The sequence below is a fragment of the Nonomuraea sp. KM88 genome (assembly GCF_052245635.1).
GTDB lineage: Bacteria > Actinomycetota > Actinomycetes > Streptosporangiales > Streptosporangiaceae > Nonomuraea.
Map to the genome: position 1 here is coordinate 1 of NZ_JBQQCC010000030.1, position 18,022 is coordinate 18,022.

At 68.9% G+C, this 18,022-nt stretch carries 19 protein-coding genes and 2 pseudogenes; 9 read left to right on the forward strand and 12 right to left on the reverse strand.

Going from position 1 to position 18,022, the window contains the following annotated elements; translation table 11 throughout:
- The 3 genes from ACTWPV_RS46335 to ACTWPV_RS46345 all read left to right on the forward strand — a co-directional run.
- A partial coding sequence (locus tag ACTWPV_RS46335; RefSeq protein ID WP_443156714.1) for a helix-turn-helix domain-containing protein occupies positions 1-349 on the forward strand: 349 nt, incomplete at its 5' end.
- Positions 350-749: 400 nt separating this feature from the next.
- A complete protein-coding gene (locus ACTWPV_RS46340; protein ID WP_443156715.1) occupies positions 750-1,970 on the forward strand; it encodes a hypothetical protein in 1,221 nt (406 codons plus the stop codon).
- Between the two features lie 160 nt (positions 1,971-2,130).
- Positions 2,131-3,096, forward strand: a complete 966-nt coding sequence (locus tag ACTWPV_RS46345) for a DUF4158 domain-containing protein (RefSeq protein ID WP_443156716.1) — start codon at positions 2,131-2,133, stop codon at positions 3,094-3,096.
- Here ACTWPV_RS46345 and ACTWPV_RS46350 read toward each other — a convergent pair.
- Positions 3,067-3,435, reverse strand: a pseudogene (locus tag ACTWPV_RS46350) (protein kinase domain-containing protein); the annotation flags it as partial. The gene ACTWPV_RS46345 and the pseudogene ACTWPV_RS46350 sit on opposite strands and share 30 nt — an antisense overlap.
- On the opposite strand from ACTWPV_RS46350, the gene ACTWPV_RS46355 reads away from it, so the two are divergent.
- The 4 genes and pseudogenes from ACTWPV_RS46355 (at position 3,379) to ACTWPV_RS46370 (ending at position 6,671) form a co-directional block, all read left to right on the forward strand.
- Positions 3,379-3,546 carry a hypothetical protein gene (locus ACTWPV_RS46355; protein ID WP_443156773.1) on the forward strand — a complete coding sequence of 56 codons (168 nt, stop codon included), beginning with the start codon at positions 3,379-3,381 and terminating at the stop codon, positions 3,544-3,546. The pseudogene ACTWPV_RS46350 and the gene ACTWPV_RS46355 overlap by 57 nt on opposite strands.
- Positions 3,547-3,701: 155 nt before the next feature.
- Positions 3,702-4,235 (forward strand): hypothetical protein, encoded by a 534-nt coding sequence (locus tag ACTWPV_RS46360; RefSeq protein WP_443156717.1) that lies wholly within the window; start codon positions 3,702-3,704, stop codon positions 4,233-4,235.
- A 5-nt stretch (positions 4,236-4,240) separates the two neighbouring features.
- Positions 4,241-4,925, forward strand: a pseudogene (locus tag ACTWPV_RS46365) (IS481 family transposase); the annotation flags it as partial.
- Between the two features lie 501 nt (positions 4,926-5,426).
- On the forward strand, positions 5,427-6,671 hold the full coding sequence (locus ACTWPV_RS46370) for a GNAT family N-acetyltransferase (protein ID WP_443156718.1): 1,245 nt from the start codon (positions 5,427-5,429) through the stop codon (positions 6,669-6,671).
- A 262-nt stretch (positions 6,672-6,933) separates the two neighbouring features.
- Here ACTWPV_RS46370 and ACTWPV_RS46375 read toward each other — a convergent pair whose 3' ends face one another.
- The 11 genes from ACTWPV_RS46375 to ACTWPV_RS46425 all read right to left on the reverse strand — a co-directional run bounded on the left by ACTWPV_RS46375 (position 6,934) and on the right by ACTWPV_RS46425 (position 15,028).
- Complete coding sequence (locus tag ACTWPV_RS46375; RefSeq protein ID WP_443156719.1) at positions 6,934-7,263, reverse strand: hypothetical protein; 330 nt, start codon at positions 7,261-7,263, stop codon at positions 6,934-6,936.
- 150 nt (positions 7,264-7,413) lie between these two features.
- Complete coding sequence (locus ACTWPV_RS46380; RefSeq protein WP_443156720.1) at positions 7,414-7,980, reverse strand: nuclear transport factor 2 family protein; 567 nt, start codon at positions 7,978-7,980, stop codon at positions 7,414-7,416.
- 150 nt (positions 7,981-8,130) lie between these two features.
- Positions 8,131-8,634 (reverse strand): hemerythrin domain-containing protein, encoded by a 504-nt coding sequence (locus ACTWPV_RS46385; RefSeq protein WP_443156721.1) that lies wholly within the window; start codon positions 8,632-8,634, stop codon positions 8,131-8,133.
- 100 nt (positions 8,635-8,734) lie between these two features.
- Complete coding sequence (locus tag ACTWPV_RS46390) at positions 8,735-9,394, reverse strand: CAP domain-containing protein (RefSeq protein WP_443156722.1); 660 nt, start codon at positions 9,392-9,394, stop codon at positions 8,735-8,737.
- 599 nt (positions 9,395-9,993) lie between these two features.
- Positions 9,994-10,548, reverse strand: coding sequence for a hypothetical protein (locus tag ACTWPV_RS46395; RefSeq protein WP_443156723.1), 555 nt, complete (start codon positions 10,546-10,548; stop codon positions 9,994-9,996).
- Between the two features lie 80 nt (positions 10,549-10,628).
- Positions 10,629-11,141: a hypothetical protein gene (locus ACTWPV_RS46400; protein ID WP_443156724.1), complete on the reverse strand. Its 513-nt coding sequence runs from the start codon at positions 11,139-11,141 to the stop codon at positions 10,629-10,631.
- A 284-nt stretch (positions 11,142-11,425) separates the two neighbouring features.
- Positions 11,426-11,860 (reverse strand): DUF6294 family protein, encoded by a 435-nt coding sequence (locus ACTWPV_RS46405; RefSeq protein ID WP_443156725.1) that lies wholly within the window; start codon positions 11,858-11,860, stop codon positions 11,426-11,428.
- Positions 11,861-12,262: 402 nt separating this feature from the next.
- On the reverse strand, positions 12,263-12,925 hold the full coding sequence (locus tag ACTWPV_RS46410) for a hemerythrin domain-containing protein (protein WP_443156726.1): 663 nt from the start codon (positions 12,923-12,925) through the stop codon (positions 12,263-12,265).
- A gap of 158 nt (positions 12,926-13,083) precedes the next feature.
- Entirely contained in the window at positions 13,084-13,581 is a 498-nt protein-coding gene (locus ACTWPV_RS46415; RefSeq protein WP_443156727.1) for an SRPBCC family protein, read from the reverse strand.
- A gap of 77 nt (positions 13,582-13,658) precedes the next feature.
- On the reverse strand, positions 13,659-14,423 hold the full coding sequence (locus tag ACTWPV_RS46420; RefSeq protein ID WP_443156728.1) for a TetR/AcrR family transcriptional regulator: 765 nt from the start codon (positions 14,421-14,423) through the stop codon (positions 13,659-13,661).
- The gene (locus tag ACTWPV_RS46425; protein ID WP_443156729.1) at positions 14,348-15,028 is read right to left on the reverse strand and encodes a hypothetical protein; all 681 of its coding nucleotides are present in this window, start codon (positions 15,026-15,028) and stop codon (positions 14,348-14,350) included. The genes ACTWPV_RS46420 and ACTWPV_RS46425 overlap by 76 nt, the downstream gene beginning before the upstream one ends.
- Positions 15,029-15,186: 158 nt before the next feature.
- Between ACTWPV_RS46425 and ACTWPV_RS46430 the strand changes: the two genes are divergently transcribed.
- Both ACTWPV_RS46430 and ACTWPV_RS46435 read left to right on the forward strand, forming a co-directional pair.
- Positions 15,187-17,208, forward strand: a complete 2,022-nt coding sequence (locus tag ACTWPV_RS46430) for a sensor histidine kinase (protein WP_443156730.1) — start codon at positions 15,187-15,189, stop codon at positions 17,206-17,208.
- Entirely contained in the window at positions 17,205-17,849 is a 645-nt protein-coding gene (locus ACTWPV_RS46435; RefSeq protein ID WP_443156731.1) for a response regulator, read from the forward strand. Before ACTWPV_RS46430 ends, ACTWPV_RS46435 begins: the two co-directional genes overlap by 4 nt.
- The last annotated feature ends 173 nt before the right edge of the window (positions 17,850-18,022 follow it).

The window sequence follows — 18,022 nt, forward strand, 5'->3', positions numbered from 1 at the left end:
TGCCAGCGTCCGGAAGGGAGCACGCATGAAGTGGAACCTGCGCCTGGCCGCCGCCCACCGCGGCATCTGGAAGGCCAGCGACCTGCAGCGCATGCTCGCCGAGCATGGGCTGGTCATCAGCGCCGGGAAGATGTCCGGACTGTGGTCGGGCGATCCGGCCAGCATCAAACTCGACGATCTCAACGTCATCTGCGCCGTGCTGGGCTGCGGAGTCGACGAACTCCTTATCCCCGAGCCGGAGAAGGTCCAGCGCGTCGAGCATGACCGGCAGCAGCCCGCGGCGGCCTCGTCCGCAGGCCCGGCAGTGACGCCCAAGCGCAAGGACGGGCGGTCGCTCCCGCCACCGTGATCCAACGGGATGAACCCCCATGCGACCCTCGAACTGCACCGACTGCCTGGCCTGGGGCATGTTGTCCACCTCGCGATGCGGAGCCTGCGCTGCGTTCGCCTCCCGGTTCCCGGCCGATTACTGCGCCGGATGCTCTCGGCGGCTGCCCGCACGTGAGGGCTATTGCCGGTTGTGCTGGTGCCAGGCTCGTCGTGACGCGCAGACGGGCCAGGTGGCCATCGGAGTCCAGCCGTTGCTGTCTCAGGTCCGCCATCACCAGCTCTTCCTGGCCCACCTGAATCCACTCTGGGGTCGTGCGCGGAAGAAGGGCGGCCGGATCCGTAATCCAGGAGGACGGATCGGGCGCCCGCCCAAGCCGGATCCTGTCCCCGCAGGACGCCCGCCATCTGCGGGAACGCCGTTGCGGCTGTTCGACCTGCCCCACGACTACACACGATTCGACCGGCGCGATCGCCTCACTCTGAACGACCCGCTCATGGCCTGGGCCCGCTGGACCATCCACCTCCTCGGCGAGGCCCGCGGCTGGAAACGCGGAGTCCGTGAGGACATCGAGCAGGGCCTGACCACCCTGCTGGCCGGCCGTGTCGATGGCGAGCCCGTCTTGCACTCGGAGATGTCCCCCGTCCTGCGCAAGCGGGTGATCGGCGTCGGCCGCACCATCGACGTGCTCACCCGCATGGGCCTGTTTCACGACGACCGCCGACCCCCGTTCGAGGACTGGCTCACCGGCAAGCTGGACGGCCTGGCTCCCGGAATCGGCCGGGATGTCGAGGCGTGGCTGCGGGTCCTGCACGACGGCGGCCCGCGCAACAAGGCGCGAGCTCCGGCGACCGTCTATGGATACATGAGCCGGATCCGGCCCATTCTGCTGACCTGGTCAGACCGCTACGACCACCTGCGCGAGGTCACCCGCGACGACGTCCTGGCCGCGCTTGACCAACTCCACGGCCACCACCGCCACCACGCCCTGATCGCGTTGCGGTCGCTGTTCTCCCGCGCCAAGAAGAACGGCACAATCTTCCGCGACCCCACCCGCCGCCTCAGGGTCGGTCAATACCCCTACGGCGTTCTGCAACCGCTGCTCACCGGTGACATCGATCGATCCGTCCAAGCCGCCACCACTCCGGCGGCCCGGGTCATGGTCGCGCTCGCCGGAGTCCACGCCGCCCGCGCGGCCGACATGCTCGCGCTGCGCCTGGACGACGTCGACCTCGGCAACCGCCGCATCGTCATCGCCAGCCGGGCCCGCCCACTCGACGACCTCACGCACCGGCTGCTCCTCGACTGGCTCCGCCATCGCGCCGCCCGCTGGCCCAACACCGCCAACCCACACCTGCTCATCAACCACATCACCGCCACGACCACGGCGCCGGCCAGCGGCCAGGGAGCCTCGCTGATCCTGCACAAACAGGCCGCCACCCTGGAACGCCTGCGCATCGATCGGATCCTCGAAGAAGCCCTCGCCTGCGGCGGCGACCCACTGCATCTCGCCTCGGTCTTCGGCCTCGACACCAAGACCGCCATCCGCTACGCCGACTCCGCCCGGCAGCTCCTGATCACGGCTGCTGAGGAACAAGACCTCGCCGGTTCCGGCGAACCCAAGGGTCGAAACCATCCCTAGAACGTGAAGACCCTCGGGTTCATCCTGAAGACCCTTCAGTTCGCACGAACTCTGGGAGATCTCCGGGGGCGGCCGGAATACGCCGGAAAGGGGCCGCGGGGCTGAGGGCTGATCGTTAGGGTTGGTGGCGTCTTGTTGGCCGCATCTGCGGGGGTTGGCTGTGACCTCGGTCGATCGGACGGCGTATCCACGGTTTGGCCGCGTGGTGTCGGGGCGGGAGCTGGCTGAGGCGTTCACGCCGACGGATGCCGAGGTGGAGTGGGCGCGGACCAAGACGCAGGATCAGCAGCATCTGCTGGCCCTGGTGGTGTGGTTGAAGTCCTACCAGCGGCTGGGGTACTTCCCGAAGGTCGAGCATGTGCCGCTGCTGGTGGTGCGGCATGTGAGGGACGTTCTGGGGCTCGGCGAGGACGTAGCGTTGGAGCGTGCGGCGGTTCGGTCGGCCAAGCGGCATCGGGAGTTCGTCCGCAAGCGGATGAAGGTCGTCTATGACGGGGCCGGGGTCCGGAAGGTTGCCGAGGACGCGATTCGCGGAGCGGTCCTGACCAAAGACAATCCTGCGGACTTGATCAACGTGGCATTGGAGGAGCTTGTCCGGGCGCGCTGTGAGCTGCCGGGCTACACCACGCTGGATGCGATGGCCGCGACGATCCGCGCCGAGGTCAACAACAGCTTCTACCAGAGCGTCGCTGGGCGGCTCGACGCTGGGGCCAAGGCCAGGCTGGCGCGGATGCTGGTGGTGGATCCGATCAGTCGGCGCAGCGAGTTCGACCGTCTGAAGGATGTGGCGCAGGCCGCGTCATTGGGCAAGTTCAAACAGCGCCTGGAGCTGCTGGAGGGTGGGGATGCTGGCGCCGCCAAGAGGGGGCGTCGGTACCGTCGATCCGTCCACGGGCATGGGCGCCGTGCGAGGCATGGGCTCGGTCGGCAGCACTTTGGTCAGGCCGGGGGTGGGCCAGCCAGTCGGGACGTACGCGCTGGGGACCGGGCCGACATCGGGAACCGTGACGGTAGGGTCACCGGGGTCGACCAGGCGGATCAGCAGCGACCGCGCCGAGGGGCGGCTCCGGGGATCCTTCGACAGGCAGGCGGTCAGGGTGTCGCGCAGGCTCTGCGGAATGCCTGAAAGGTCGGGCTCCTGGGTGAGAATGCGGTGGAAGACGGCGGCGACGGTGTCGCTGCCGAACGGTGCCCGGCTGGTCGCGGCGTAGACCATGGTCGCGGCCCAGGCGAAAACGTCGGCCGCGGGAGATGCGTGGTCTCCCTTGAGCTGCTCGGGCGCCATATAGGGCGGGGTGCCCGCCATCGTCGAAGGCGCCGTGCCGGCGTCGAGTGGCCGGGAGATGCCGAAGTCGACCACGCGCGGCCCGTCGGGACCGAGCAGCACGTTGGCGGGTTTGAAGTCCCGATGAACGACCTCGGCGCCGTGGATGGCCGCCAGGGCGCAGGCCGTGCCGACCGCCAGCCGATCGAGGTGTCGATGGCCTTCCACGCGGGGTTGCCGGTGGTGCACTGGATCGACGGCTCCGATCCCCGGCCCTCGGCGCACGTCTTACGTGCCGGAGTTGCCGGCTGACGTCTTGGTCTGATGGGCGACGTGGTCGATCGGCGGCTCGATGTGGTGCCGCAGAGGCCAGAGCGGTCAGCCCGCCGCCCTAACGGTCGACGGCGAGGTGATCGTCCCCGGAAAATCACTGGTGTTGCCCGTTGGCCGTCTCCTACGTTGTGTCCATGTCGCTGGTCGAACACGCTCAGGTCCTGCAGGCCGAGGCGAGCCGGCTCCTCGACCAGCTGGACCTGCCGACCGCGTTCCCCTGGCATGCCCAGGTGATCGGTAGCGCGCTGTCCGGCCTGATGATTGTCCGCGACCTCGACGTCATGTTCGACGCCCCGGACGCCACCGCGCTCCACGTCCTGGCCGGCTTGGCCACCCTGGCCGGCCGCGTCGAGGTGCTTGCTGTGGACTTCCGCGACGAACGAGGCGAGCGCCGGCCGACCCCGCGACTCACCGACGAGCGCTTCTACGCCGTCTTGCTCGTCAACGAGGTGTGGAAGGTCGACCTGACGTTCTGGCTGCATGTCGTCGAGCGGCCGCACGTCCCCGACGCCCTGCGGTTGCGTGCGGCAACCGATGATCAACGCGCGACTATTTTGCGGCTGAAGCATGAGTGCCCGGACTACCCGGACACGATTGGTGGTTCGGACATCTACGCCGCGGTGCTGGAGCGCGGCGTGCAAACGGTCGAGGAGTTGCTGGCGAAATGAAGAACGTGGGCCTGCCCACCTCCACGGTGCACCGCATCCTGACCCGCCACGGCCTGCACCGCCTGGCCCACCTGGACCGGCCCACCGGCCGGCCGATCCGCCGCTACGAACGCGACAGACCCGGCGAACTGCTCCACGTCGACGTCAAGAAACTCGGTCGCATCCCCAACGGCGGCGGCTGGCGCATCCACGGCCGCGACCAACGCAGCCACGACCGCACCCGCACCCTCGGCTTCGACTACATCCACTCCGCCGTCGACGATCACACCCGCCTGGCCTACTACACAAGCGAGGTCCACCCCCGACGAGAAGGCCGACACCTGCGCCGCCTTCCTCCGCCGCGCCGCCGCCCACTTCGCCGGCCTGGGCATCACCCACATTGAACGCGTGCTCACCGACAACGCCTGGAGCTACCGCAAAGCCACCGCCTGGCGCCAAGCCCTGGCCGACCTCGGCGCGACCGGCAAACACACCCGCGCCTACCGTCCGCAGATCAACGGCAAGGTCGAACGCTTCAACCGCACCCTGCTCGACGAATGGGCCTACGCCCGCCCCTACCGAAGTAACGACGAACGCACCACCGCCCTGCAAGACTTTCTCCACACCTACAACCACCACTGATGCCACACCGCACTCGGCGGCCACCCACCGATCACCCGCGTCAACAACCCTGCGGGTCAACACAGCTAGCGGGCATGAGCTCCTCCACGCACGTTGGGGCGAGCAGCCACCGGCGCGCCGCGATTCTCCAGGATCGTGAACGATTGTAGTGACCATTCATGGGTCGGGCAGGAGCGTCCGCGCGCCTGCCCTGGGCCCGCGCCGAGGCCATCATCCGCTCCCGCGAAGCCGGGCTGGCCGGTCACCCGACTAAATATCGCCTGCCCGGCCCTGTCATGTGGGGACCTGCGAGGGGGCAGTACAGACCACCGCCATGGTCACCGATCTGGGTGATGCGGATCAGGGTACCATCGCACCTATCGCCTGGGCCGCAAAGGCAGTCCCTCCGGCGGCCAGCGCACGATGAGGACCTGACCGTCGTGACGGACGACGCCTGCTACGAGCCTGTCGGTCGGAAAGGGGATGCCCGAACGAGGCACACCAGGGTCGCCTGCCCTGTACCGAGACTCGCCACTACGCAAGCGGAGAAACCCTATAGACGAGGCGTCCAGGCGATGCGATAGTCCCGCCGTGAGCACGACACGCACGACCGCTGCCTCCCCTCTACCCGGCTCACTGGGCGACGGCCTGGTCCTGCGGCAGGCGCAGCCGGCAGACCTCGACCAGATCGGCGCGCTGCTGGCCGAACGCGGTGTCCCGGCCGACGCCCTCGACCACCGGTTGGTCGTCGCAGATCCCGACGCCGGATGGCCTGCCTGCGCCGTGGTCGTGGACGGCGACCGGGTCGTCTCCACCGCGACCCTCCTCGACGAGGACGTACGCATCGGCGGCGTCCACCTGCCCGCGGGCCAGGTGGAACTGGTGGCCACCGACCGCGCATACGAAGGGCGCGGACTCGTACGGGCGCTCATGCGATGGGCCCACGACCGCTCCGCCGCCCGCGGCCACGTCATTCAGACGATGATCGGGATCCCGTACTTCTACCGGCTGTTCGGCTACGAGTACGCCATCGACATCGCGCCGGCGCCGGCCGTGCACAGCCTGCCGCCCGGCGAGGCAACTTCCGGGCTCCGCGCTGCCCGGCCCGGCGACATCCCCGCCATGGCAGCCCTGCAGGAGGCGGCCCAGAACCACTTCGACGTGGCCATGCCGCACTCGCCGGCACGCTGGCGATGGCTGCTGGCCCACGAGGCGAGCAACCTGTGGGTCCTGGAGCGCGCCGGAACCGTTGTCGCCACCGCACGCACCACGCCCCCCGGCGACCAGGTGACCCTGGCCGAGGCGGCCGCACTGGATGAGGCGGCGGCACGGGACCTGCTCCGCGGCGTCGCCGCCCTGGCACCCGACGGCCAGGTGCGGGTCGTCCACCGGTCCGGCACGGTGACCGCCGCCGCCTGGCAGGAGTTCCTCGACCACGAACCGCGCAAGCACGCGGATCAGTACTACGTCCGCGTCCCGGACGTCGCGGCGCTGCTCGACCGGCTGCGGCCGCTGCTCTGGCACCGCCTCACCACAGCCGGGATCGATCGCACCGACCGCGACATCGTCATCTCCACCTTCGGCGCCCACTACCGGATCCCGGTGCACGCCGACGGCCTCGGCGAGGTCGTCACCGGCGGCGTCATGCAGGCGCCCGGAGCCGTGGGAGGCGCCGCAGCGGCGCCCGACCACATACCAGCCCTGCTGTTCGGCCCGCACGGAATCGAAGGGCTGACCCGCACCCGGCCCGACGTCTACGCCGGAGATGAGGAACTGTTCCAAACACTCTTCCCGCCGCTCACCGCCGATGTACTCAGCTACTACCTGCCCTACTGACGGGAGCGCGCACTGACGGCTTTAGGGAGTTGACCGCGCTCACGCAGAGGCCAGGGAACCTTCCACAGTGACAGGGCCCGCCCCCTACGTGAGTGCCGCCGTCGCGTCATGATCGACCTGACCCTGGTCATCAGGGACGGTGCGATGGGTCTGTGGGAGGCCGAGCGTGTACGCCTGGCCCTGCTTCCCGCGCCCTCGAATGAGCCGAGGAGCGCTCGTCGCCGAATCAACCAAGTCACCGGGGTTGGTATCCGCTGCGACGTCACGAAATGATCAGCGGCGAGCACGAGGGCCCGCGGCGGTGGCCGAGGCCGGGCAGGAAGACGAGCCGGAGGAGACGCTGGCCCGGGTGGCGGCGATCGACGTGGCCAAGGACAGCGGGATGGTCTGTACCCGGCTGCCGCACGACACCCGGGCCGGGGGTTGGGGTGTACGGCGGGGCGGTCGTACGGCGATGCCCTGCGCGGCGCTCTCGCGAGAGCAGCCCCCAGGGCCGCATGCGCAGCGCAGGACTGCGCCGCCAGGGGCATGCGGCGGCGAGCAGCGCCGTCCTGATCAGTTCGACGCTGACCCGGCGGCCGATCCCCTGCACGTGGTCTGCTTCGGCAACCAAATGAATCTCAGGGCGTGCTGGCCGGCACCTGTCCGCGTACCGGCAACTGTGATCATTCCCGGTCACAGCACGAGCCCTGCTGAACGCGCCGGGCGGTGTAGTCGTCTCTTTGATGTTGATCGGCTTGGCTCAAGCGGCCTCCTCGGGAGCGAAGTAGTCGCGCAGCAGGGCGATCTTGTCGTCGCGGAGGCGGAAGATCTGAACCAGGGACATGCTGCTCGGCCCCGCGGGGCTGTCGAAGACGGTGTCGATCTCGACGATGAACACGTCGGGGTCGGTCGTGGTGTGCAGGAGGTAGCGGCTCTTGTCCACGTTCACGGTGCGGTCGCCAGTCGCCGAGCGTTCGTAGTACGCGGCCATGGCCCGGCGGATCTCCTCGCGTCCCTCCAAGCGACGCGGGTAGGGGCCGCCGGCCGAGACGAGCGGTGTCTCCAGGACACCGTCCGCGGTGAACATCTCGGCCAGCGTGGCGGCGTCCCGGGTCATCCCCGCCCAGACGTACCGCTGGTAGATCTGTTGGTTGGTCAAGGGCACGTCTGGCTCCTCGGCTCGTTCGAAGGCACAGGAGGTTACATCCAGCCACAGGTCACCGGTCGTGTCGTCGCGCGCGATGATGTCTCGGTCACGGAGTTCGTAGCGGCGCCAGTTGGTGATCCCGGCGAAGGTGTAGCCGTTCCAGCCGTTTCCAATCTTCACGCGAGGCTGGAAAGCCGGCCCGGGCTTGCCCGTGCCCGGGTAGAGCCACAGGTCACCGGTGGCGTTCCCCCGTTGCGCCAGTAGGCCGTCAGCGCGTCGCCGAGGTCGGTCGCCATGCGTGGTTCCGTGCGTGGGACATCTGGTGGCGGGTCAGGGGAATCGCCGTTGACGCTGCTTCTGCGCGTCGTGAGCCATACCGGAAGTCTCATGTATGCCCCTCGGCCATGGTGCTGAGACTTGTGCCACTTCGCAGTCGAGGTGGGGCACGAGTACCTGGGTGAGCGCGTCCAGCGCCGCCACCAGTGCGGTGCGCGCTTGGTCCGTCGTCGTGCCGGCGTACCGCTGGCCCACCGCCGTTAGTGACTCCATCGCCGGGGCGATCCGCCGGTGATCGGCCTCCAGGGAGTCGAGCAGCGGCCCGGCGGCGGGGTTGCGCTCACGTACCAGTGGCCAGAGCCCGTCGTCCTCACCCTGGTGGTGCTCGTGCAGGAAGTCCATCATCCACACGACATGCTCGCCGAGTGCCCGTCGCTGGCGCCCCCGCGGATACGGTTCGGCCGTCAGCACTGCTCGGGCGCGCTCCAGATCGCGCTGGAGCGCGCTGTGCACGATGCCCATCATCCGCGTGTTCGCCTGAGCTGTGTTCGCCCTCATCGCGTCTCCCTACCGATGCCTGGACGAAAGGTGCTACGGAAGTGCTGTCATGACGATGCCGTTCATGTGAAAGCCAGCCGGAGCGGGCGGTGCGCCATTCCTATTGCCGGCAGCGCCCGAAGGTGACGACGTACGTTCCCGCCTTGCTTGCGCCCGCGCCGGCCGGGTTCGCGGCCCCTGCCACGACCCCGAGAGTGCCGACGTCGGTCAGCGACTTGCTCAGGATGATCTCGCGGTGGCCGGCCTTGCTGACATACACCCACCAGTGGACGGCTGCCCTCGGGGTGCCTGCGCCGCCCCAGCCGTTGTAGGTGGTCTCGGCGACGGCCCATGAACGGGGGTTCGGGCAGTAGCCCGCACCCCGGATCCTGCTCGACGGCGTTGAACCAGTCCGCGGGTTGCGGTGCGAGTCCGCCCCCGGCTTCCACCACTTCAGCAACACGGCGGCACGCGCGTGATCAGCCGACGCCGCGTCCAGTTTGCCGACCCGGGTGAGCGGCGGTAGCCCGGCCTGGGCGCGTTCGGCGTCGATGAGACAGTGCACCGCCTGGCTCAGCCTGAAGTTGTACTGCTTGGCGAGCGATCCGGTGCCGCTCACGGGGACCTTGTCGTAGTACTGTGCCGCGGTGCCGCAGCCCACAGCGGCGGCGGTGGTCGACGCGTTCGCGGCAGCGCTTAAGGGCGCGGCGGACAAGGTGAGGATGCTCGCGGCAACGGCGGCTGTGACGGCAATGGTGAGCCGGGCGCAGCTTCTTGGCATGGTTCGTTCTCCTTGATCGGATCGGGTGCGAAACCATCGCGCCGAACGGATGGCCTGCGTGCGGGGTGGGCGGCGGTGATCTGGGTGCCGCCAGGGGAATGCGGTCAGTGGGCGACGCGGATGGAGGTGGGATGCTCCAGGGGCCGCGGTCGAAGCCGAAGGTGGTCTTGTCGCAACCCTGGACGATGAAGGCGAACCTGAAGGTCTCCTCGCCGCCGGTGGTCGTGGCGACGCCTCCGGTGGCGAACGGGGCCATCCGGTACTGGCCGCTCCACGGGGTCAGCCGGCCTACCTGGACCTGGGTGGCCTTGCCTCCGTCTTTGCTCCAGCGCACGTTGAAGTAGTCCCAGTCACGGCCCAGGCCGCTCCACGTGACGACGATGTTGGGACCCCTCTGGTGGAGGCGGACCAGGGTGGCGTTGCCGAGGTTCGGCGACCAGACGATCTCGCCGTAGCCAGCCAGACGGCGGCCGTCACCACGGCGGCGGTCAGGCCGGTGAGTGGACGGGACGCTGTGCAGCAGCTCACGGGAGGATTCCTTCGCCTTGGTGTCGGTCAGTGATAGGGCTGGAGGTCCAGCGCCACGTCGACGGTCGTGGTCAGCAGACGGTGGTGAAGGCGGCCTCGGTGGTGCGGCGCATCTGGAAACGCAACGGCTGGTCGCCGGGCCGCCACCGGTTGGCGGCGATGGTGATCGTGTCGCCGCCAGGCCACCGGCCGTCGAGCTGGCCGAGGGACGTGACAGGGGACATGGCGGGGGTCTGGCGGCTGGGGCGGGTGTTCAGGGAGAAGCGGGCGGCGCTGCGGTCGCTGACGCGGCCCCACATCTCATAGACGACAGGGCGGCCGGGGTCGCATACCTTGACCTCGCCGTCGATGGGTGAGCAGTTGGAGCACCGCCCGCCCCGCGGCTCGGCGCGTAGATCCATGACCACCTGCTGCCGTCCCTGCTGCGGGAAGGACACCTGGCCGTGCCAGTACCCGGTCAGGGTCGGTTCGCCGGTCAGCGACACTGCCCACGGATAGAGCAGGGGGTGGGCCAGATACGGCAGCGCGAGGGCGGTGATGATCAGGCCGGCGACGATGGCGATCGACACCGGCCACGAAAACTGGCGCGGTGGCGGTGTGGCCTGTGCGCGGGTCACGCGTGTCATGATCTTCTCCTGGGCGTCTTCTCGCCGGGTAAAGCCCTGTGTTCAGCGCGGTCGTGGTTCTGCTCCCTCGGCGCACAGGGTTAGTGCGGGGAGGTGTAGATGTCCTTCCAGGCGGGGTTGCCGGCGGTGCACTGGATCGACGGCCAGCGTCCCCGGCCTTCGGCGCACACCTTCAACTCGACCTGGTAGACGCGGTGGTAGGTGAAGGAGAAGCGCTTCGGGGTGCGGTAGGCGCAGCTGCGTTCGTGCTGTCGCTTCCAGGTCACCCGGTTGCCGGCGGTGTTGACGGTGGCGATGCCGAACACCACCCACCCGCAGGTGGAGGAGGATCGGCTCAGGTCGGAGACGGTGCCGGACACGGTCAGCGTGGCGGCCGACGGGATCACCTCGTGGTCCTCACCGGTCGCGGTGACCGTGCCGGAAGCTTGGGCCCGCTTGCCGCCGGGCGAGTAGTACGGGCCCCAGGACTGTGGCGCGGCGGTGAACTGACCGGCTTGAGACGATCGCGTGGCGGCCTGGGCGGTGGCGGGCAGGGCGGCCGCCGCGAGGAGCGCCGCCGTGATCCCGATCACCACATGTGAGCAGTTGTTCATCTGCTTGCTCCGGATGCGAAGGGTTGACAGGAGATGGCGTGCGGTGGGGCAGAGGGGGCGGCGTGGCGAGGTTCAGGCGACGATGGAGGCGACCACGGCAGCGGTGCCGACGGCCTTGAACACCGAGTCGACCAGGCCCGAGACACTGAGACGGAAACTGTCCTGCCACAACTCCACCTGTAGCTGTGGCAGGACCAGCGGACCGAGGCGAGCGCGGACAGGGCACCGCTGCTGTCCCAGCCGTGGTCGCGCTGAGCCGGACTCGAACGTGCCGTGGGGCCGGGTCAGCAGTGTCTCCCCAGAGACATGCGCTTCACGAGCGGGAACAGGTCGGGGTCGAACCGGCCATGAGCAAACCACCGCTGGGTCTGCTTTTTGGGCAGGTTCTTGACGAACCTGGCCGGGTCGGAGGGGTTCTGGTACTCGACGTTCGTCAAACGGCCCAGGACCGCGCCGCTCTCGTCCTTGAGGTACACCCACATCAGCCAGGCATCGTTGCTGCCGCTGCTTCTGACCTTACCGTCGAACTCCGCCGTGCCGTCCGAGTAGAGAGTCCACCGCGCGCCCTCGAACATCGTGCAGTCGCCAGCGGTCTGCGTCCCAAAGGTGCTGACCTTGGAGCCCAGTGACTGAGCCGACGCGGCGCTCGGGAACGCCAGCCCCGCGGCCAGGGCCGCCATGGCCGAGGCGACACCCACCGTCTTGTGAAGTTTACTCATGACTGTTCCTTCCGTTTTGTTGTGTGAGCTTCTCCCGGACCACTTCCGGCTAATTGGTGCCCTTCCGAGGGGTGCCGGGATATTCGTAAGAGTGGACGTGGGCACTTGCATGCCGGTAGATGTTGAGTTGAACTCAACTAACACGGTGATATGGAGTCATTGTCCGAACGCGGCGACGCCGATGCGACGCGTTTCATGATCTTCTCCTTGTGGTGGTCGTGGCCGATGGTTCGGCCTGTCGGTATGCCATCAGCGTGCGGTGGCGGGGCTCCCGACCGGGAGGGGGCGTATGGCTGGACGGCCGGGAGGATTTCCCGGCCCGTCTGGGAGCCCGTGCCCAGGAGCGGTGATGGAGGGATAGGTGCGAGGTGGCTCGCCTGTACCGCCTCTGGTGGTTGGTGGTCAGGCGCGGTCGGGGTGGCGGCGGGGCGGGCTTGCGTACAGGCGGGTGTGGCGGCGGCGGTAGGCGGGCCACCAGCGCAGCCGAAAGAGCAGGCGGATCGGGGTGGGGAAGTCGATGAGTGCGTGGCGGACCAGCTCGGGTGGCCCGGCGGCGCAGGCCCAGCCGAACAGCAGGGGCACCCGCCGGCGGTCGTATGCGCGGACCACCTGTAGGCCATGGGCGCGCCATTCCTCGGCGGTGAGCTGGGAGCGGATCAGCGGGACCGCGTCGCGTTCCTCCTCATCCAGATGGTGGGCCAGCGCGGTGTGCAGCCGGCGCAACGCAGCCTCGCGCTGCGCCGGCGGCTGGGCGCGGTCGCCGGCCAGTGACAGGTCGGGGTCGATCTGCTGGTGTTGCCGTTCCAGCGCGGCCAGCATCTGCTCCGAGTGCGGGGCGCGGGCGCGCAGCAGGGGCCAGACCCAGGTGTCCTCATCGGTGTGGTGATGGTGCAGGTAGGACAGGACGAACTCGATCTGGTCCTCGATCAGCTCGGCGTGGCGGGCGTCGCGCGCGTTGCCGATGACCTCGGCCAGGCGGCCGAACTCGACCCGGAACCCGGCATGAGCCAGCAGGAACGCCGACAGGTCAGACTCGGTACGGGGGTGCGTCTGCGGCGCAGACATGGGCGTCCTCTTTCTTAACGTATGCGTTTGATAGCCGTCCGTGTTGCCGATCGGTCGTGCGGAGGTCATGAGGTGGCGGGGAGGTCACGAGGTGTCAGTAGGGGCGCGGGCAGCGACAGCCGCGCCGCGCCGTCGGCGATCGACGGTTGCCGGGATGGCTAGCGCCGGGCCGGTGTGCCGGCCTCGGCGGCTGTCTTGATGCGTTGCAGGGTCTCGATCATGCCGTTGCGCATGGCGGCCCGATTGCGCCCGCGTATCGCTGGGATGCTCTCAAGCGCCGTGACCCAGCGAGGGCTGGAGGAGTCGCTCGACACGGTGTACTCCTCGGTCACTCTGGCACCTGCGGCCCCGTCCGGAACCAGCAGGTAGCGCCACAGCGTCGAAGGGCGGCCGCCGACGAAGGAGCGGAAGGCGAACTCGGCGCCGGGCTCGCTGACCAGTACCTCGCACTCACGTGACCAGCGCAAGGCGCCCATCCGGTTGTGGCCGACGAACCGGGCTCCGGCCACCGGTCCGGTGGCCGGAGCGAGCCACGCGCAGCACCGGCAGATCGGGCTCCATTCGCCCATGCGGGTGATGTCGGCGATCAGGCTCCAGATCGCCTGCGGCGCGGCCTTGATGTGGAGATGGACGCTCTCATGGTGGGGGCGGGCCATGGCTACCGCTCCTCCAAGGCGGACACAGAATGCATGGAACGTTCCTTCCTGGGGCGGCACCCCGTGCCGCCACCTTGTCAGGCGTCATGGGAGGCGTAGTAGGTGAAGAACATGTCCAAGACGGTCGGCAGCAACTGGGCGATCCGGCCGCCGTCGACCGGCGCGTCGGGCTCGTTGGCCAGCTGCCGAGTCAGCACCCCCGAGGCCAGGCAGACGAGGATCTCCATCGCGTCGTCGGTGGCGCCCTCGGGACGGACCTGACCTGCCGCACCTGCCATGCGCAGGATCTCCCGCAGTCGCTGGAACTGGCTCAGCGCAGAGGCCCAGGTCGTCTCTGATGGCTCGAAACCTGGCACCGGGCGCAGGAAGATGATCTGCGCCAGCACCGGCCGATTCATGCACCAGCGCAGGATGTCCTGCTGGCAGGTGGTCATCGCCGCTACCGGATCGGTCTGCGCCCGTTTCTCGGCCGCCATCAGCACCGGCTCCAGATCGGCCATTCCCAGGGCGAACAACGCCTCGTAGATGGCGTTCTTGGAGGCGAAGTACTGATACAACGCCGCCGGCGTCAGCCCCATCCGCCGGGCGACCTGGGCCAGGTTGAGTGCCGCCACCCCGTCGGTGGTCATCTGTTCCTCGGCGATGGCCAGGATCTCGGTGATCGTTTCGGCCCGCCGCCGCCGCCGGCGATCGGGCGTTACTCCCGACGTATCCTCCATGTCATTCAGTTTCCTAAATGGCATTAAGGTTGTCAACGGTTCATGGGTCAGGGTGTTGTGGGAGTGCGTGGCGCGGATGCAGCGGCGAGGGCGAAGCCGGTCGCGGTCAACAGCCAGGCGCATCCGTCGAGGAACTGGTTGGGCACGATCATCGCGAAGACCAGATGCAGTGGTTGTGAGATCGACAGGACGCACCCCGCCCAGCCGGGCAGGATGCCGCCGCGCCACAGGGCGATCCCCAGTAGCACCACGCCGACGATGTGGCCGATCACGAAGATCATGGTGGCGGCGGCGACAGTGGGCTCGTTGAGCAGATGCTCGAGCAGGCGGGCGGCGACGTCGGCAGGCACGCCCGCGGCCGCCGCTGAGACCGCCGCCTGATCGATGGCCACGATCGCGGGCAGTCCGGAGAAGCCGGCCACCGACATCACCAGCGCTGCCGTGCCGAGCAGGCGACTATGTCTGGCCGCCCGCAGGCCGAGCGCGATCGCGCCCGGCACCAGAGTGAACGTGGCGAGCAGAGACAGCCACAGGACCACCGACTCGACGTCCTGGTGGGCTGCGATCTTGGCGAACACCTCCGCCGAGGTGTCGGTGGCGCCGTACGGCAAGATCGCGCGGATGGCCGCGATGCTGAGCGGCCCGATCGCAACGAGTAGGCCGAGGCTCAGGCACCGGACCCGAGATGGTGCGGCGGCGGTCGTCGCCGGCGTGACGATGGCGGTCATGGCACTCCTTGACAGGGGGAATCGGATGACCACCACCGTGCGCGTGGCCCGTTGCCCTCAGCCACGGTGTGCCGGAGTTATCGGCCGGGAGATTTTCCCAGCCGGTCCGGGTGCCTGCACCCAGGACAAGCCAGGATCGCAGACCTCATCATGTGATGGTGACCACCACACCCGCTGTTGAGGCCGATCGCCTGCGGACACGAAGCGGTCGCGCGGCGGCCGTGGCGCTGTTCAGCGTGGCGGCCACAGAAGTGGCCACAGCCGTGATCGGCAGTGTGATCCTCGGCAGGGGCGTGGCGGAGGCTCTGGACTCCTTCGTCGTGACGAACGCCGCGATGGGCTTGGCGTTCTCCTTATGCGGCCTGCTCATCGCCTGGCATCGGCGGGGCAATCCGATCGGCTGGCTGCTGATCGCCGACGGCCTCGGCCACGCGACGTCGGCGGCCGTCGTCCCTCTGATCCAGTACGGCCAGGACGCAGGGTGGCCCACCGCCGGGGTACGCGTGCTCGTGACGGTGGGCGCCTATGCCTGGCCGTGGTCGATCGGGCTGTTCCTGCCGCTGATCCTGCAGCTGTTCCCCGACGGCCGAGCGGCCGGGCCGGTGCTGCGCCGGCTGATGTGGGCCACCGTGGCCACCGCTCCGCTGTTCGTGCTGGAAATGGGGGCCGGCCCCGATGGGATGGGCACCGGGCTGAGCGGATATCTGGTCCTGCCCGGCCATGCCGATCTGGCGCCGCTGTGGCTCGTCAGCGAAGTACGTATCGTCATCACCGTCGTGATCGGCCTGGTCGCGTTGGCCGTCCGCTACCGGCGAGGGGACGAGACGCGCCGCCGCCAGCTGTTGTGGCTGGTGCAAGCCGTCTTGGTCGTCGCGGTGGTCCTCACGGCCTGGGGCGTCTTCCAGTCCGGACCGGTCCTGATTCTGCTGGCCATACCGCTCATCCCGGCGGCGATCATGGTGGCGATCTTGCGTCATCAGCTTCTGGACATTCGGCTGGTCTTCTCCCGTACGGTGCTGTACGCGCTCTTGACGACCGGCGTCATCGGCACCTACATGGCCCTGGTCGCGGTGCTGGACACCGTGATGCGGCGGCAAGTGGGGCTGGGCAGTTCGGTCGCGGCCACGGTGCTGATCGCGGTCGGATTCAACCCGGTACGCGTCCGCCTGCAACGCGGCGTCGACCGGATCCTGTACGGCGACCGCGCCGACCCGATGCGAGCTGTCTGGCGGGTGGGCGAACGCCTGGACGCCGGGTTGCCCGGGGTGCTGGAGGCGGTGCGCGAAGCGCTGCGGATCCCGTACGCGGCGCTGCACACCGTCGCGGCCGGGCAAGCAGACGCCGGCCAGGCGGCGGAGGTGGTGGTCACATCCGGCCGTCCTCCGCAACACCTGCACACGTACCCGCTGCGCTACGGCAAGCAGGATGTCGGCGAGCTGGTGGTGGGTCTGCGCTACGGGGAGAACCGCCTCAGCGGGGCCGACCACGCCATACTCCAGTTGCTCGCCGCGCCGCTGTCACTCGCCGTGCACGCCCTGGCCCTGTCGGAGCAGGTGCAGCACTCCCGCGAGGAGATTGTCGTGGCCCGGGAGGAAGAGCGGCGGCGGCTGCGCCGCGACCTGCACGACGGGCTCGGCCCCGTGCTCACCGGGGTGACGTTCAAGGCCGACGCCGCCCGCAACCTGATCAACGCCGACCCCGATACGGCACGGGAGCTGGTCGCCGAACTCCGTGCCGAGACCGCCCAGGCGATCAACGACATCCGCCGGCTGGTCTACGACCTGCGCCCGCCCGCCCTGGACGATCTCGGCCTGGTCGGGGCGATCCGGCAACGCGCCGCCCACCTGCAACGCGACGGCATCGCCGTCCACGTAGCCGCTCCCGACACCCTGCCCTCGCTTCCGGCAGCGGTCGAGGCGGCGGCCTTCCGCATCGCCACCGAGGCGATGACCAACGCCGTACGCCACTCCGACGCCAGCCGCATCCACGTGCGGATTGACGCAGGCGCCGCATTACGTCTGCGCATCAGCGACAACGGCGACTCGCCGCAGGAGTGGGAACCGGGAGTGGGATTGTCATCCATGCGCGAACGCGCCGCCGAGCTCGGTGGATCCTGCGCAGCAGGCCCCGGCCCTGACGGCGGCCAGGTCGTGGCCGTCCTGCCGCTGGGAGCATCATGATCACTGTCCTGCTGGCCGACGACCACCCCATCGTGCGCAGCGGCCTGCGCGCGCTGCTCGGCTCGATCGACGGGCTCACCGTGATCGGCGATGCCGCCAATGGCCACGAGGCCGTGCGCCAGGCCGTCACCCACCGCCCGGACGTCCTGGTCATGGACATCCAGATGCCCGATCTGGATGGCATCACGGCGACCAGGCAGATCACCCGCGACGCCCCCAAGGTCGCGGTGCTCATGCTGACGATGTACCACGACGACGACTCGGTGTTCGCCGCCATGCGCGCCGGAGCCCGCGGCTACCTGCTCAAAGGCGCCGAACAAGACGAGATCGTACGGGCCATCCGGGCCGTAGCCGCCGGTGAGGCGATCTTCGGGCCCGGCATCGCGCAACGGGTGCTCGGCTTCTTCTCCGCCCCGCCCCCGGCCGATGTTCCTTTTCCCCAGCTGACCGATCGGGAGCGGGATGTGCTCGACCTGATCGCCGCCGGTCGTCCCAACGGCGAGATAGGCCGCCGCCTGGGCATCTCCCCCAAGACCGTGGCCAACCACATCTCCAGCATCTTCACCAAACTCCAGGTCGCTGACCGCGCCGAGGCCATCATCCGCGCCCGCGACGCCGGGCTTGGCCAGTCCCCCGCGTGAATACCGCCTGGCCGCCCTATCACGTGGGGACCTGACAGAGGGAAGCACGCACTAACGACTCCAAAGAGCTGATCGCGCTCACGGAAGGAGGCGCGGAATCGACTGAGCCGTGAGCCCTCCTGCTACGCGAATGCAGCTGGCGCGGTCATAGGGAACGCACAGCAGGGCAAGCA

Bases quoted from the DNA above. Each gene is read 5' to 3' on its own strand.
- ACTWPV_RS46355 (WP_443156773.1), top strand. From the start codon at position 3,379: ATGAACGACCTCGGCGCCGTGGATGGCCGCCAGGGCGCAGGCCGTGCC.
- ACTWPV_RS46360 (WP_443156717.1), top strand. From the start codon at position 3,702: ATGTCGCTGGTCGAACACGCTCAGGTCCTGCAGGCCGAGGCGAGCCGG.
- ACTWPV_RS46385 (WP_443156721.1), bottom strand. From the start codon at position 8,634: ATGAGGGCGAACACAGCTCAGGCGAACACGCGGATGATGGGCATCGTG.
- ACTWPV_RS46390 (WP_443156722.1), bottom strand. From the start codon at position 9,394: ATGCCAAGAAGCTGCGCCCGGCTCACCATTGCCGTCACAGCCGCCGTT.
- ACTWPV_RS46395 (WP_443156723.1), bottom strand. From the start codon at position 10,548: ATGACACGCGTGACCCGCGCACAGGCCACACCGCCACCGCGCCAGTTT.
- ACTWPV_RS46400 (WP_443156724.1), bottom strand. From the start codon at position 11,141: ATGAACAACTGCTCACATGTGGTGATCGGGATCACGGCGGCGCTCCTC.
- ACTWPV_RS46405 (WP_443156725.1), bottom strand. From the start codon at position 11,860: ATGAGTAAACTTCACAAGACGGTGGGTGTCGCCTCGGCCATGGCGGCC.
- ACTWPV_RS46410 (WP_443156726.1), bottom strand. From the start codon at position 12,925: ATGTCTGCGCCGCAGACGCACCCCCGTACCGAGTCTGACCTGTCGGCG.
- ACTWPV_RS46415 (WP_443156727.1), bottom strand. From the start codon at position 13,581: ATGGCCCGCCCCCACCATGAGAGCGTCCATCTCCACATCAAGGCCGCG.
- ACTWPV_RS46420 (WP_443156728.1), bottom strand. From the start codon at position 14,423: ATGCGCCTGGCTGTTGACCGCGACCGGCTTCGCCCTCGCCGCTGCATC.
- ACTWPV_RS46425 (WP_443156729.1), bottom strand. From the start codon at position 15,028: ATGACCGCCATCGTCACGCCGGCGACGACCGCCGCCGCACCATCTCGG.
- ACTWPV_RS46435 (WP_443156731.1), top strand. From the start codon at position 17,205: ATGATCACTGTCCTGCTGGCCGACGACCACCCCATCGTGCGCAGCGGC.